This is a genomic window from Arthrobacter sp. SD76, assembly GCF_049726125.1.
Lineage (GTDB): Bacteria > Actinomycetota > Actinomycetes > Actinomycetales > Micrococcaceae > Arthrobacter > Arthrobacter nitrophenolicus.
This window is the reverse complement of record NZ_JBNBLR010000001.1, coordinates 992,567-1,005,161: the sequence shown is the minus strand read 5'-3', so window position 1 is coordinate 1,005,161 and position 12,595 is coordinate 992,567. Positions and strand designations below refer to the sequence as shown.

The window sequence follows — 12,595 nt, the reverse complement described above, 5'->3', positions numbered from 1 at the left end:
GCATCCCGGAACCGACAGCCAGGCAGTTTGACCGGTAAGGGGCACCCCTCCTACTAAAGGGGCCTGCCTTGTTAGCCGCGCGCCGACGTGACGTAACCGACTGCGCCCCGCCGGCTCCGAAGTCTAAACTGGACGAATGACTACAGCAGCTACCCCTTCCGTCGGCCTGGTCGGATGGCGCGGCATGGTCGGTTCCGTCCTCATGCAGCGCATGCAGGACGAGGGCGACTTCGCCAACATCAACCCGGTGTTCTTCTCCACCTCCAACGCGGGAGGTGCCGCCCCGTCGTTCGCTGAGGGCGCCGGCAAGCTCGAGAACGCGTTTGATCTCGACACCCTGGCGAAGCTGCCCATTATTGTCACCGCGCAGGGCGGGGACTACACCAAGCAGGTCCACGGCGAACTGCGCAGCCGCGGCTGGGACGGCCTCTGGATCGACGCCGCCTCCACCCTGCGGATGAACGACGATTCCATCATCGTGCTGGACCCCATCAACCGCGACGTCATCGACAAGGGCCTGGTCAACGGTACCAAGGACTTCATCGGCGGCAACTGCACCGTCTCCTGCATGCTGATGGGCCTCGGTGGCCTGTTCAAGAACGGGCTGGTCGAGTGGGGCACCTCCATGACCTACCAGGCAGCCTCCGGCGGCGGCGCCCGGCACATGCGCGAGCTCCTCAGCCAGTTCGGCACGCTCAACGCCGAGGTCAGCACGGAACTGGACGACCCGGCGTCGGCCATCCTGGACATTGACCGCAAGGTCCTGGCCCACCAGCGCACCGACATCGACGCCACCCAGTTCGGGGTGCCGCTGGCCGGCTCCCTGATCCCTTGGATCGACGCCGACCTGGGCAACGGGCAGTCCAAGGAAGAGTGGAAGGCCGGGGTCGAAACCAACAAGATCCTGGGCACCTCCGAGGAAAATCGCGTCATCATGGACGGCCTGTGCGTCCGGATCGGCGCCATGCGCTCCCACTCGCAGGCCCTGACCCTCAAGCTCCGCGAGGACCTGTCCGTCGCCGAGATCGAGAAGCTCCTGGCCGAGGACAACGAGTGGGCCAAGGTGGTCCCGAACACCAAGGAAGCCTCCATGGCCGAGCTCACCCCCGTGGCAGCTTCCGGCACCCTGGACATCCCGGTGGGCCGCATCCGCAAGATGGAGATGGGACCGCAGTACATCAGCGCCTTCACCGTGGGCGACCAGCTCCTCTGGGGCGCCGCCGAGCCGCTGCGCCGCATGCTTAACATCGCCACGGGCAACCTGTAGACCCTACAGCTGCTTCATAGGCGGCCCTGACGCGCATAACCGTTGCTGCCCAGCACCGGTTATGCGGGCCAGGGCCGCTTTTGCGTTCCGGGATGCCGTCCGAGGAACGCCATCAGCCGCCGGTGGAGCTCGGTCGGACGGTCCAGATGCTTCCAGCGGACCCTGAAGACTCGCCATCCGGTTTCCATCAGGGAAGTTTCCCGCAGGCGCTCCGCGATCAGCACTGCCTCCGTGGGTTTGTAGTCCACGTACTTGGCAGTGCCGTCGAACTCGATGATCACCCGGGCCGCAGTATCGGCGAAGTCAGCGCGGAACAGGCCTTCGGCAGTCTGGATTTCGACCTGCGGTGTAAAAGTGTTCACGCCGAATAAGGAGAGCAGCAGCCTGGTCCGCGTCTCCCCTGCTGACTCCGAACGCCCGTCCAGAACGTTGAGCAGGTCCGATGCCCGCCGGCTCCCACGCTTCACAGGGCTTTCAGCCAACAACTGCCACATGGTGTCCATGGACGCGCCTTTGCGGAGTGCATGGTCGCCGATGACGGCAGCCTTGTCGACGGGCAGGATCCGTGCGCAGTCCAGAACCGTTCTCTCGATTGTGGTGGTTTGGATCTCGCGGCCGTCCGGAGTCCACAAGGACGCCAGGTCATTGTCGGGGAGCGGAAGCCGATGGGTCCGGACGTCCTTGCCCGCACTGGTCCGCGAATTGGAATACTGCGTTGTGACGTGCACCAAGGGTCCGGCATCCCATACATCGCAGCCGTGCAGCATGGCTGCGCTTACATGCGTGTAGCGGGCTGAACCGCCGGTGGATTCATAGTGCGCGATGACAAGGAGCCGGTCTTGATCCCAGGGTTTTAGAGTATTCCAGTAGGTTCGCCGGACATATGCACCGCGGCGAAGCCGGAGAAGTATCCCCTGCTGTACAGCTGCCCCAACCACACGGCTTTCCAGGCCGGCGCCGCCTAATTGCCCAGCAGAAGCCACGGGGTATTGCGGCCAACGTTGCTCCACCAGGTCACGGATTTTGCTGGACTTCATCGTGCCAGCATGCCGAATCCGCGGGCTGGCTGGCAGCCGGCTCCTCCTCTATGTGGACACTGCAGCGGCTTGACCGGCCCTGGCCTGCATAACCGTTGCTGCCCCACACCGGTTATGCAGGCAAGGGCCGCTTTTGGGTTTCGGGCCAGGTCAGGTGGCGAGGAACTCCAGGTACCGCCGGGAGGCCTTATCGAAGGCTGCATGAGCTCCGGGACCGAGCGGGCGGTCATCGTCAAAGAGTTCGGGTACGACGGCGGCGCGCTGGCCTTTGCCCGCAACAGCCCAGGTGCCGATCACCTCGCCCGCCGCAACAACTGTCTTCTTGAAGACCCCGTTGCCGCCGGGAACAACCAGGTTGGCATGCTCTGGCGGAAGAACAAGGCTCCGGTCCGTGTAGCCGAGCAGAAACTCGTCGAAGCCGGGCAGCAGCAGGACGGACCGGCCGCCCGGGACCCTGCCGTCCAGGAGCGCCGCCGTCTCCGGGGACATCCAGTAGCCTGTGCCGTCAACCTCGAGCTCCACCAGCTCGGTCCGGATCTCCGCCAGGGCGGACCGGACCTCGGTCAGGGGAATCTGGGTCCACCAGGCAAAGTCGCGGACGGTGGCGGGGCCATGGCTGCGGAAGTAGCGGAGCAGCCACTCGGCAACCGCCTCCTTACGGTCCAGGCGGCGGGACTCGGGGATCCACTGATCAAACGCCACCAGCAGCTGCTGGTTCCCGGCCAGCGGCCCCTGCACCAGCCAGCCGTGCCGGCACAGCGTCCCGAGGATGTGGACGCCTCGCTGCCCCTGCGTGGGCTGCCCTGCGGCATCGAAAACGCCGAACAGATCAGTGCGGCTGGCCGGCCCTGCGGACGAAAGATGGTCAAGGGCGAGATCCCGGCACTTTTCGACGTCGGCCCATGTGATGCCCAGTTCCCGGTGCCGGGCGGCGATGCCCTTGGTCAGCCGGTCCGCGGTGAGCTCCAGCATCCAGCCCAGGTCCTCCGGCGCCACCAGGTGGAGCGTTCCCCGCATCGGCCAGGACCGCACTATGGTTCCCGCGTCGAGGGCTGCCCGCACGCTGCTGACGCCGGAACCGGGAAGCCGGACGCCCACCGCCCACAGCGCCGCCTGCAGGTCCTGCGCCTGCATGGCCGTCATCCGGCGGACCAGGTCCGCCGGTGAATCGGGCCGCTCCCCCACGCCAAGCAGCCCCTGGGACACCAGCCGCAGCCGGCCCAGCACCCTGCGGTCACCACGGTTTCGCACCAGTGCAGCCATGCCCTCATCCTACGGTCGCGGCGGAACCCGCAACACGGCGGCTAGGGTAGGACCATGACTTTGGGGAGTTTGTGGCGGTTGCCTGCGCGTAAAACCAGGAGATGGATGATCGGCGGAACGCTGGGCGTCCTGGCAGGAACGGCGCTGGGGCTCGTTTCCCTCTCCGCGTTCCTCAGCGCGGGCAGGTCAAACCCCCTGTTGCTCCTCCCCTCCCTCGCCCTGAGCTTGGGCGGCGGCTATGCCGTCCTGTTCCCCGCAATCGCTGTCAGCCGCAACGGCGTCCGCATCCACCGGGACTGGCGGCAGCACCCCCGGGCGGCCCGGCTCCTCTGGATCCTGTCACTCGGGGTGGCGGGCGCCGGACTGGCCACCTGCATCGCCGCGGGGGCGGCAAATCCGCAGGCACCGGGCCTGCTGGTCTGGCTGTTCATGGGGATCTACCTGGCCCTCACCGGCTGGGCATCAGCCCTCATGGGCGCCGCGGAAGTGCTCCGGCAGGGCGCGCCGGACGCTGGGCGGGCTACAGCTCCAGCCCGATAAGCAGCGGCTCCGGGTGCAGTTCAATGCCGAAGCGGCGTTCGACGCCGGCCCGCACCTCACGGGCCACGGCCACCACGTCTGCCGCCCGGGCTGCACCGCGGTTGGTGATGGCCAGCGTGTGCTTGGTGGACAGCGACGCCCGGCCGCCTGACACACTGTCCTGCTCCAGGCCAAACCCTTTCCCGAAACCTGCCTGGTCGATGAGCCATGCGGCGGACAGCTTCACCAGCCCGTCGGCCCCCGCCGGGTACCGCGGCGCGGACTCCGGCAGCGCCTCCGCCACCTCCGCGGGAACAATGGGATTGGTAAAGAAGGAGCCAGTGGAATAGGTGTCCCGGTCGGCGGCGTCCCACACCATGCCCTTGGAGGCGCGCAGCCGGAGCACCTCTCGGCGCACATCCGTGGCGTAGGCGCGCTTGCCGGGCTCGACTCCCAGGGCGCGGGCCAGTTCGGCATATCGGATGGGTGCGCTCATCCGGCCGATCGGAAGCTGGAATTCGACGGTCAGCACGATGTAGCGGGGCGACCCGTTGACGGTGGTCCGCTTGAGGATGGAATCCCGGTAGCCGAACTGCAGCTCGGAGTTGGTGAAGGTCCTGACGGCGTTCCGTTCGCGGTCCCACGTGCGCACCGCGGCGATGGTCTGTGAGACGTCGGCACCATAGGCACCCACGTTCTGGACGGGAGTGGCCCCTGTGGACCCGGGGATGCCGGAGAGTGCTTCGATGCCGGACCAGGCGTGCCGGACGGCGTGCTCCACCAGCTGGTCCCAGTTGTGGCCTGCCTGCACCACAACGGCCACGCCGCCGCAGGAATCCTCGGCATTCACGGTGAATCCCTCGGAGGCGATCCTGACCACCGTGCCGGGGAACCCGTCGTCGGAGATCAAGAGGTTGGACCCGCCGCTGATGATCAGCACTTGCTCGCCGGCCGCGTCCGCTGTGCGGATGGCGTCGATGATGTCGGCCTCGGTCCGCCCCTCGATGAAGGTGCCCGCAGGGCCGCCGACGGCGGAGGTGGTCAGGGAGGAAAGCAGCGTGGGAGTCACCCGTCCACAATACTAGGGAAAGTCAGGCAAGCTTCCGGGCCACCGGCGAGAGCAGGAAGCTCACCGCCAGCATCACCATGACGGCGAGCAGCGAGTGCAGAATGCCAACGTGCTCGGCTAGAAGCCCCAGCAGGGGCGGTCCGCAGAGGAAGGCCCCGTAGCCGATGGTGGACACCACGGAAACCCTGGCGGCGGCCTTGGCGGGGTCGTCGGCCGCGGCGGACATGCCCACCGGGAACCCCAGGGATGCACCCAGGCCCCAGACCGCTAGGCCGGCGAATGCCAGCCACGGCGCCGGTGCAAAGACAAACAGCCCCAGTCCGGCAACCGCCATCGCCGCGCACCAGCGCATCACCGGCACCCGGCCGAACCGGTCCAGGACAAGGGTTCCGGCGAACCGGCCAATGGTCATGAAGGTGACAAAAAGCCCGTAGCCGGCAGCACCCGCAGCGTCCGTCTGGCCGTGGCCGTCCGCCAGCGCCAGCGCCACCCAGTCCCCCGCCGCGCCTTCGGCCAGGGCGAGCCCCAGCACCAGCACCCCCAGGAGGAGGGTGCGCCGGTCCCGCCAGGCCTGCGCGATCTTGCGCTTGTTGTCCAGGGGCTCGGAGGCGGACTCCGGCGTCCCCGCCGGGATGACGGGAATGGGACCGGTGCTGGGGTCCTCGAAGTTGTCCGGCGTGTAGGTACGCTCGCCGGCAACGGGGGTGGTGTCCGCGCGGAACCAGGACGCCGCCGTCGCCACGGAAACGGCCACCACCGCGCCGGCCGCGGCCAGATGCCACGCCACCGGCAGGGACACGGCGGCCGCTGCCGCACCCAGCCCTGCGCCGGCCACAGTCCCCAGGCTGAAGGCGCCATGAAGCCGCGGCATGATGTGCCGCCCGAACGGCCCGCTCAACCGCCGCGCCCTCAACATTGGAGGCGGTGTTCCAGCTGCCGGTGCCAAGCCCGATGACGGCCAGACCCAGAGCGGTGGCGACCGGACTGGACAGGACCGAGGTGCCGAAACCGGTCAGCAGCAGGCCTGCGCCCACCATGATGCTGCCGGTCCGGATGGTCCGCTTCGATCCCAGCCGGAGCACGATCAGCCCGGAGGCGGAAACGGAGGCGAAGGAACCAAGGGTCATGCAGAGCAGGAGTACCCCCACGTTGCCCGGGGTGAGGTCCAGCGCGTCCCTGATGGCAGGGAGCCGGGACACCCAGGAGGCGAAGGCCAGCCCGCTGGCGGCGTAGGCCACCACCACGGCGTTGCGCCAGCGGGTGACTTCACCGGCGGTGACGGTTGTCCCCGTGCCTGCGCTGGGTGTCAACGTGCCCGCTCAGGAAAGCTTGACGACGGCCTGGGCCTTCATCAGGACTTTTTGGCCGGCCGAGACAACAGTGAGGTCGACGCGTGCGGTGCCGGCCTCGGCGTCGAGCTTTCCAATGGTGCCGCTCACCTCGATGGTGGCGCCGGGCTGGTCCGTGCCGGTGGTGTCCGTGACCAGGACCGGCTTGGTGAAGCGGGTCTGGAAGTCGACGACGGCGGCCGGGTCGCCGGCCCAGTCGGTCACCAGCTGGACGGCCGAGCCCATGGTGAACATGCCGTGGGCGATGACGCCGGGCAGTTCCACCCCGGTGGCGAAGGCCTCGTTCCAGTGGATGGGATTGAAGTCGCCGGAGGCGCCGGCGTACTTGACCAGGTCGGTGCGGGTGACCTCGACGGTGCGGCTGCCGATTTCCTGGCCGGCGCTGAGTTCGTGGGTGCTGGGGCTCATGGCTACTGTCCCTCCCCGCGGACCAGGATGGATGACGTGGTGGTGGTGACGGGCTCCCGTGAATCGCCGGAACCGAGGGCGAAGATCTCGGAGCGGGTGGTGACCATGGCGCCGCCGCCCATCGCACGGACGCCGTCGACGTGGAGCTCGGCCACCAGCCGGTCGCCGGCGACGATGGGGCGGTGGTGGGTGAAGCGCTGGTCGGCATGGACCACGCGGGAGAAGTCGATGCCGGCTTCCGGATCCTCGATGAGCTGGGCGTCGGCGCGCTGGGCGATGATGATCGCGAAGGTGGGCGGGGCCACCAGGTCATCGTGGCCCAGGGCCTTGGCGGCGTCGACGTCGAAGTGCGCAGGATGGGTGGCCTTCACGGCGCGGGCGAACTCGCGGATTTTCTCGCGGCCGACGTCGTACACCTCTGCGGCAGGGTAGCTGCGGCCCTGCAGGTCCGGATTGATAGTCATGGCCTCCAGCCTATCGCCCGCCTGCTGGAGGGCAGAAAAGCGGCTCCGGCCAGGGCGGCAGGGTTACCGGCGCAACCGCTTGCGGATGGCCTGGCCGCGGACCACCATTCCGGCGACGTGCAGGACCAGGCCCAGCCCGATCAGCGGGAGGGAGGCCATGGCCAGCCCCTGGTTGCCGCTGGTGTTGCCCACCAGGTTCAGGATGATGCCGACGGCGATGAGCCCCATCGCGCCGAAGACCAGGACTTTGTAGCGGGTTGGCGCGGTGGCCCAGAATTCGTTCAGCACCCAGCCAGTTTACCGGGCCTCGGTGCTGCGGTTCAGAACAGGGCTTCCTGCAGGGCCGGGACCTCTGACGCGAAGTCGCCCAGGATGACGGTGCGGGCTGCCAGCTGGCCAAGGTTCACCACGAACGCGGCGTCCGCGCCGTCCAGCCGTGCCAGGGCATTGTGCCCGCCCAGACCCGTGACAGTGAAGCCGTGCCCGTCGCTGTCCAGGGGATGCGGGTAGGGGTGGCGGGCGCCCGGGCCGTGCAGGAGGGACGCCTGCCGGGGCCGGATCCAGGGTTCGTCCACCACGGTGAACCCTTCGACGGCGGTATCTGCCAGCAGCGCACGGGCTTCCGCGGCGAGGCGGGCGTTGATGGCATCCAGTTCGGGGGCGGGCAGCGGGCGGAGCAGCGCCTCGGCCTTGGCGGCCGACCTGACCTGCTGGGGCAGCCCGGCTTCGGCCGTGACAAGGTCCTCAAGGATGCGGACCACCCGGCCGTCCCGGGCGCGGGCCACATACCGGGCCGCCGCAGCCCCCTGCTCCGCCAGCCGGTTCCACTTCCGCGGTCCCGAGGCTGTTCCCACCTTGCTGGCCCCGCCCGCGAAGGTGGCCACATACAGCCAGTGTTCCTGCATCAGGTACTCGCGCAGGCCGGGGGTGACGCGGCCGCCGCGGTGGAAGTCGTGGATAAGCCGCGACTCGTCCAGCATGAAGCAGCGCTCGCACTGCTTGCCCCGCACCGCCCGGGCGCCGGCTGCGCACAGGATGTGGTCGCGCCTGGTGGATGAGTGGACGAGAAGGTGCCCCAGGCAGGATTTTGCCGGGTCCGCGACGCGAAAGCCGAGCCTGGCACCCGGGTGGAGGCTGACGTGCCGGAAGTCCCCGGACGGTGCCTGGAGGCGCAGGACCGGCGCGCCGCCGTCGTCCGCTGCCGTGATGGCCGGCGGCCCATCCCAAGAGACCCCGTGGACCAGATAACGGGTATCGGCCAACGGGGTCCCGGAGGAAAGCGGGTGGGGCATCAGAGCGCCGGCTGGACTCCGAAGGCCACTGCGAGCTTCATGATCTTTTCGGCGCGGCCCAGGCGGGGAAGATCGGAGCCGTCGCGGATGACGCGGCCGTTGGCTTCGAAATCGGTCATGAAGTCGGTGGCCCACGCGACGTCGGACGGCGTGGGGCTGATGACCTCGTTGATGACCGGAGTCTGGTCGATGGCCAGGCACAGCTTGCCGGTCATGCCCATCATCACCGTGATGCCGGTCTGCTCGCGCAGGATGGGGTGGTTGGTGCCCACCGTGGGGCCGTCGATGGGGCCCGGGAGGTTGCCCACGCGGCTGGCGACCACGAGCTTGGCCCGGGGGTAGGCCATGGCCTCCGGGGTGGCGGCCATGCCCGTGTCGCGGCGGAAGTCGCCGGAACCGAAGGCCAGGCGGAACGCGCCCTGGGCCTTGGCAATGTTGTTGGCTTCCTCAATGCCGACGGCGGATTCCACGAGCGGGATGACGGGCGTCTTGCCGTCCATCCGGTGGAAGCTCTCGGTGACCTGGTCCGCGGATTCGGTCTTGGCGAGCATGACGCCCAGGAGGCCCGGGGTGCCGCGGAGGCCGGCGAGGTCGTCGGCCCAGAAGGGGCTGGTGGCGTCATTGATGCGGACCCATGCCTTGCCGCCGGCGGTCAGCCAGTCAATGACGTTGCCGCGCGCCTGGTCCTTTTGCGAGGGGTCCACTGCATCTTCAATATCCAGGATGATCGAGTCGGCGCGGGACACGGCCGACTGGTCAAAAAGCTCGGTCTTCATGGCATTGACCAGCAGCCAGGAGCGGGCGATCTCTGCGGGGATATTGCGTTCCGGCCTTACGGTCTCGGTGGCGATGGTAGACGTCATGCTTTCTACAGTATCCGCCCTGCAAGCGGCGCGGCGACGAAAATGGCCAGCTTGTGAGGATCAATACGAACTAAACGGGATGTGACCCGCGGCGGGTGGAAAAGACGCAGCAGCACGTGCCGTTCCGGCGGCCGGGACGGCACGTGCTGCAGTGCGCTTGGCGGTCAGGGAATGTTGCTGCCGCGCGCTGTCACCCAGAGCCTGTACCAGTCGGCACGGGACATCGCGGCGGCAACCTTCGCGGCGTCGGCGCAGGCGCGGATCCGGCCGGTATTCACCGTGCCGATCACCGGCGCGATGCCGGCCGGGTGCTTCATCAGCCAGCCGAGCAGGACGGCCTCCCCGGATGCCCCGTAGTCCCCCGCCAGCTGCGCCACGAGCTCCGCGGTGGAATCATCCGCGGAGGTGGGGCTTTCCAATTCCGCGCCGGTGTAGACGCCCCGGCCAGGGAGCCGTAGGCCTGCAGGGTGATGGAGTGGCGGGTGCAGTACTCCACGGTGCCGTGCGGAAAGCTATAGTCCAGGTGCTCCGGATGGTTCACCAGTACCTGGCTTTCCAGCCACGCCCGCTTCAGCAGGCTCATTTCCAGCTGGTTGGCCACCACGGGGGTTTCCAGCCGGTCCTGCAGCACCTCGATCTGCGCCCCGGACATGTTGGACACACCCAGCTGCCGGACCTTTCCTTCCGCCATCAGCTGCCCGACGGCGGACGCCACCTCTGCCGGGTCTGCCAGCGGGTCCGGGCGGTGCAGCAGGAGGATGTCCACGTAGTCGGTGCGCAGCCGTTTCAGGCTCCCGTTGACCCGTTCCAGGATGGCGTCCCGACTCAGGTCGTAATGTGTCTGCAGGCCGCGTTCGTTCAGCCTGATCCCGCACTTGGTCTGCAGCCGGATGCGGTCACGCAGCCCCGGCGTGGCGGCCAGGACCTCGCCGAAGACGGCCTCGGACTTGCCGCGGCGGTAGATGTCCGCGTGGTCGAACAGGGTGATGCCGGCGTCCAGGGCAGCCTGGACGGCGGCAGCGGCCTCGTCCACATGGGCGCTGCCATGCGGTTCGTCGGACCAGCTGCCGCCGAGTCCCATGCAGCCGTAGATGAGCTCCTGCATCAGGATTCCTGGCTTCCGCCGGGTGCGGGCATCAGCGCAGCCATGCGGTGGTGTTGGCGGGCAGCTTGCCGTCTTCCAGCGGCGCGCTGGTGAGCAGCACCTTCCCCGCGGGCAGCTCGACGGCGGTGCCGCCGAAGTTGGTCACCGACTGCCACCCGTTGGGGCGGCGGAAGTGCAGGATCTCAGGGTTGCCGGACTCCACCCACTCGAGTTCCTCGTCCGTCTGCAGCTCGTGGCGCAGCTTCAAGGCTGCACGGTACAGCTCCAGGGTGGAGCCTTCGGTCCCGTCCTGGGCTTCCACGGCGTACTTGCTGAACCAGTCCGGCTGCGGCAGGTGCGAGCCGCCCTCGCCGAAGCCGAAGGACGTTCCCTCCACCTTCCACGGCAGGGGCACGCGGCAGCCGTCACGGCCGATCTCCACGCCCTTGTTGCGGAAGAAGGACGGGTCCTGGCGTTCGGATTCGGGGATCTCTGCCACTTCCTGGAGCCCCAGTTCCTCACCCTGGTACAGGTAGGCGGACCCGGGAACTGCGAGCATCAGCAGTGTGGCTGCGCGGGCGCGGCGCTGACCGAGCTCCACATCCAGCTGTTCCTTGGGACCGCCGGCGAGCAGCCAGTCCTTGCCGTCCTGGCCCTTAGTGCCGGCTTTGTCCTTGGACACCTGGGGCAGGCCGTAGCGGGTGGCGTGCCGGACCACGTCGTGGTTGGAGAACACCCAGGTGGAGGAGGCTCCGGTGGCGGCTGCCTCTGCCAGGTTGCGGGTGATGATCTCCTTGTACTCGGCGGCATCGAAATCGGCCTGCAGCAGGTCGAAGTTGAAGGCCTGGCCCAGGCCCTGCGGGCTGGCGTACCGGGCGCGGCGGGTGGCGTGCACCCAAGCTTCGGCGACGGCGGTGCGCGGCGGGTTGTATTCGTTGAACACCTCGCGCCATTCGGCGTAGATCTCATGCACTTCGTCGCGGTCCCAGAAGGGGTGCGTGCCGTCGTCGAACCCGTCCACGCCAGTGTTGGCCGCGCTCAGTTCCAGCTTGGACAGCAGCGGCTCGGTGAGGTCCTTGGTGAGCGCGTGCGCCACGTCCACGCGGAAGCCGTCCACGCCGCGGTCGGACCAGAAGCGCAGGGTCTTGAGGAAGTCCTCGCGGATTTCCCGGTTGGACCAGTTCAGGTCCGGCTGTTCCTTGGCGAAGATGTGCATGTACCACTGGCCGGGGGTGCCGTCCGGCTCGGTGATGCGCTCCCATGCAGGGCCGCCGAACACAGAGTCCCAGTCCGACGGCGGGAACTCGCCGTTGGGGCCCTTGCCGTCACGGAAGATGTACCGGTCCCGGGCGGGTGAACCCTTGGGCGATGCCAGGGCCTCCTTGAACCATTCGTGCCGGTCGGAGGAGTGGTTGGGGACGATGTCCGCAATCAGCTTGATCCCGGCGCCGTGCAGGGCCTTGGCCATCTCGTCAAAGTCCGCCAGCGTGCCCAGCTTGGGGTCGACGTCGCGGTAGTCATCCACGTCGTAGCCGCCGTCGGCGAGTGCCGACGGGTAGAAGGGGCTCAGCCACACGGCGTCGATGCCCAGCGCCTTCAGGTAGGAGACCTTGGCGGTGATGCCCTTCAGGTCACCGATGCCGTCGCCGTTGGAATCGGCGAAGCTGCGCGGATAGATCTGGTAAACCGCTGCCTGGCGCCACCAGTTGGGATCAGCGAGGCGGTCGGAATCGGAGAGGGTTGCCAGCGTGGCGGTGGTGGACAAAGGGATCTTCCTTTTCTGTGCGTTGGGTTTGTTGCTGGTCAAGGTCATGTGGGTCTACTTGGCGGCCCCGCGCATTACTTCGGACAGTACCCACCGTCGCGCCAGGATGTAAACCACCAATTCGGGTGCCAAGGGCCAGAAGGCACCCCTTCAGGGGGCATCTTTATATTGATTCTAAATTTAGTGCCTCAAGTATTATGGAGGGCAGCGCAGAG

General features: G+C 67.9%; 11 protein-coding genes and 2 pseudogenes. 2 read left to right on the top strand and 11 right to left on the bottom strand.

Annotated features, from left to right (window positions below):
* The first annotated feature begins 136 nt into the window (after positions 1-136).
* Positions 137-1,267, top strand: a complete 1,131-nt coding sequence (gene asd / locus ACPEE0_RS04980; protein ID WP_035752173.1) for an aspartate-semialdehyde dehydrogenase — start codon at positions 137-139, stop codon at positions 1,265-1,267.
* 59 nt (positions 1,268-1,326) lie between these two features.
* On the opposite strand, the gene ACPEE0_RS04975 is transcribed toward asd, so the two are convergent.
* Together ACPEE0_RS04975 and ACPEE0_RS04970 are read right to left on the bottom strand one after the other, a co-directional pair.
* Entirely contained in the window at positions 1,327-1,998 is a 672-nt protein-coding gene (locus ACPEE0_RS04975) for a hypothetical protein (RefSeq protein WP_424574083.1), read from the bottom strand.
* 456 nt (positions 1,999-2,454) lie between these two features.
* On the bottom strand, positions 2,455-3,567 hold the full coding sequence (locus ACPEE0_RS04970; RefSeq protein ID WP_424574082.1) for a winged helix DNA-binding domain-containing protein: 1,113 nt from the start codon (positions 3,565-3,567) through the stop codon (positions 2,455-2,457).
* A 105-nt stretch (positions 3,568-3,672) separates the two neighbouring features.
* On the opposite strand from ACPEE0_RS04970, the gene ACPEE0_RS04965 reads away from it, so the two are divergent.
* The gene (locus ACPEE0_RS04965; protein WP_424574081.1) at positions 3,673-4,107 is read left to right on the top strand and encodes a hypothetical protein; all 435 of its coding nucleotides are present in this window, start codon (positions 3,673-3,675) and stop codon (positions 4,105-4,107) included.
* Here the strand turns inward: ACPEE0_RS04965 and ACPEE0_RS04960 are convergent.
* From ACPEE0_RS04960 to ACPEE0_RS04920, 9 genes and pseudogenes are all read right to left on the bottom strand, one after another.
* Positions 4,088-5,155 (bottom strand): UDP-N-acetylmuramate dehydrogenase, encoded by a 1,068-nt coding sequence (locus ACPEE0_RS04960; protein WP_424574080.1) that lies wholly within the window; start codon positions 5,153-5,155, stop codon positions 4,088-4,090. The genes ACPEE0_RS04965 and ACPEE0_RS04960 overlap by 20 nt on opposite strands.
* 22 nt (positions 5,156-5,177) lie before the next feature.
* A pseudogene (locus tag ACPEE0_RS04955) lies at positions 5,178-6,465 on the bottom strand (MFS transporter).
* Positions 6,466-6,474: 9 nt separating this feature from the next.
* Positions 6,475-6,912 (bottom strand): MaoC family dehydratase, encoded by a 438-nt coding sequence (locus ACPEE0_RS04950; RefSeq protein WP_424574079.1) that lies wholly within the window; start codon positions 6,910-6,912, stop codon positions 6,475-6,477.
* 2 nt (positions 6,913-6,914) lie between these two features.
* Complete coding sequence (locus tag ACPEE0_RS04945; protein ID WP_424574078.1) at positions 6,915-7,376, bottom strand: FAS1-like dehydratase domain-containing protein; 462 nt, start codon at positions 7,374-7,376, stop codon at positions 6,915-6,917.
* Positions 7,377-7,439: 63 nt separating this feature from the next.
* A complete protein-coding gene (locus ACPEE0_RS04940; RefSeq protein ID WP_009357136.1) occupies positions 7,440-7,664 on the bottom strand; it encodes a DUF3188 domain-containing protein in 225 nt (74 codons plus the stop codon).
* Between the two features lie 32 nt (positions 7,665-7,696).
* Positions 7,697-8,668: a DUF2797 domain-containing protein gene (locus tag ACPEE0_RS04935; RefSeq protein WP_009357137.1), complete on the bottom strand. Its 972-nt coding sequence runs from the start codon at positions 8,666-8,668 to the stop codon at positions 7,697-7,699.
* Positions 8,668-9,531, bottom strand: coding sequence for an HpcH/HpaI aldolase/citrate lyase family protein (locus tag ACPEE0_RS04930; protein ID WP_009357138.1), 864 nt, complete (start codon positions 9,529-9,531; stop codon positions 8,668-8,670). The genes ACPEE0_RS04935 and ACPEE0_RS04930 overlap by 1 nt, the downstream gene beginning before the upstream one ends.
* A gap of 164 nt (positions 9,532-9,695) precedes the next feature.
* A pseudogene (locus tag ACPEE0_RS04925) lies at positions 9,696-10,612 on the bottom strand (aldo/keto reductase).
* Between the two features lie 55 nt (positions 10,613-10,667).
* On the bottom strand, positions 10,668-12,380 hold the full coding sequence (locus ACPEE0_RS04920; protein WP_009357140.1) for a glycoside hydrolase family 13 protein: 1,713 nt from the start codon (positions 12,378-12,380) through the stop codon (positions 10,668-10,670).
* Between the last annotated feature and the right edge of the window lie 215 nt (positions 12,381-12,595).

Excerpts from the sequence above, each read along its gene's own strand:
- ACPEE0_RS04935 (WP_009357137.1), bottom strand. The coding sequence starts at position 8,668 with ATGCCCCACCCGCTTTCCTCCGGGACCCCGTTGGCCGATACCCGTTAT.
- ACPEE0_RS04945 (WP_424574078.1), bottom strand. The coding sequence starts at position 7,376 with ATGACTATCAATCCGGACCTGCAGGGCCGCAGCTACCCTGCCGCAGAG.
- ACPEE0_RS04950 (WP_424574079.1), bottom strand. The coding sequence starts at position 6,912 with ATGAGCCCCAGCACCCACGAACTCAGCGCCGGCCAGGAAATCGGCAGC.
- asd (WP_035752173.1), top strand. The coding sequence starts at position 137 with ATGACTACAGCAGCTACCCCTTCCGTCGGCCTGGTCGGATGGCGCGGC.
- ACPEE0_RS04970 (WP_424574082.1), bottom strand. The coding sequence starts at position 3,567 with ATGGCTGCACTGGTGCGAAACCGTGGTGACCGCAGGGTGCTGGGCCGG.
- ACPEE0_RS04965 (WP_424574081.1), top strand. The coding sequence starts at position 3,673 with ATGATCGGCGGAACGCTGGGCGTCCTGGCAGGAACGGCGCTGGGGCTC.
- ACPEE0_RS04930 (WP_009357138.1), bottom strand. The coding sequence starts at position 9,531 with ATGACGTCTACCATCGCCACCGAGACCGTAAGGCCGGAACGCAATATC.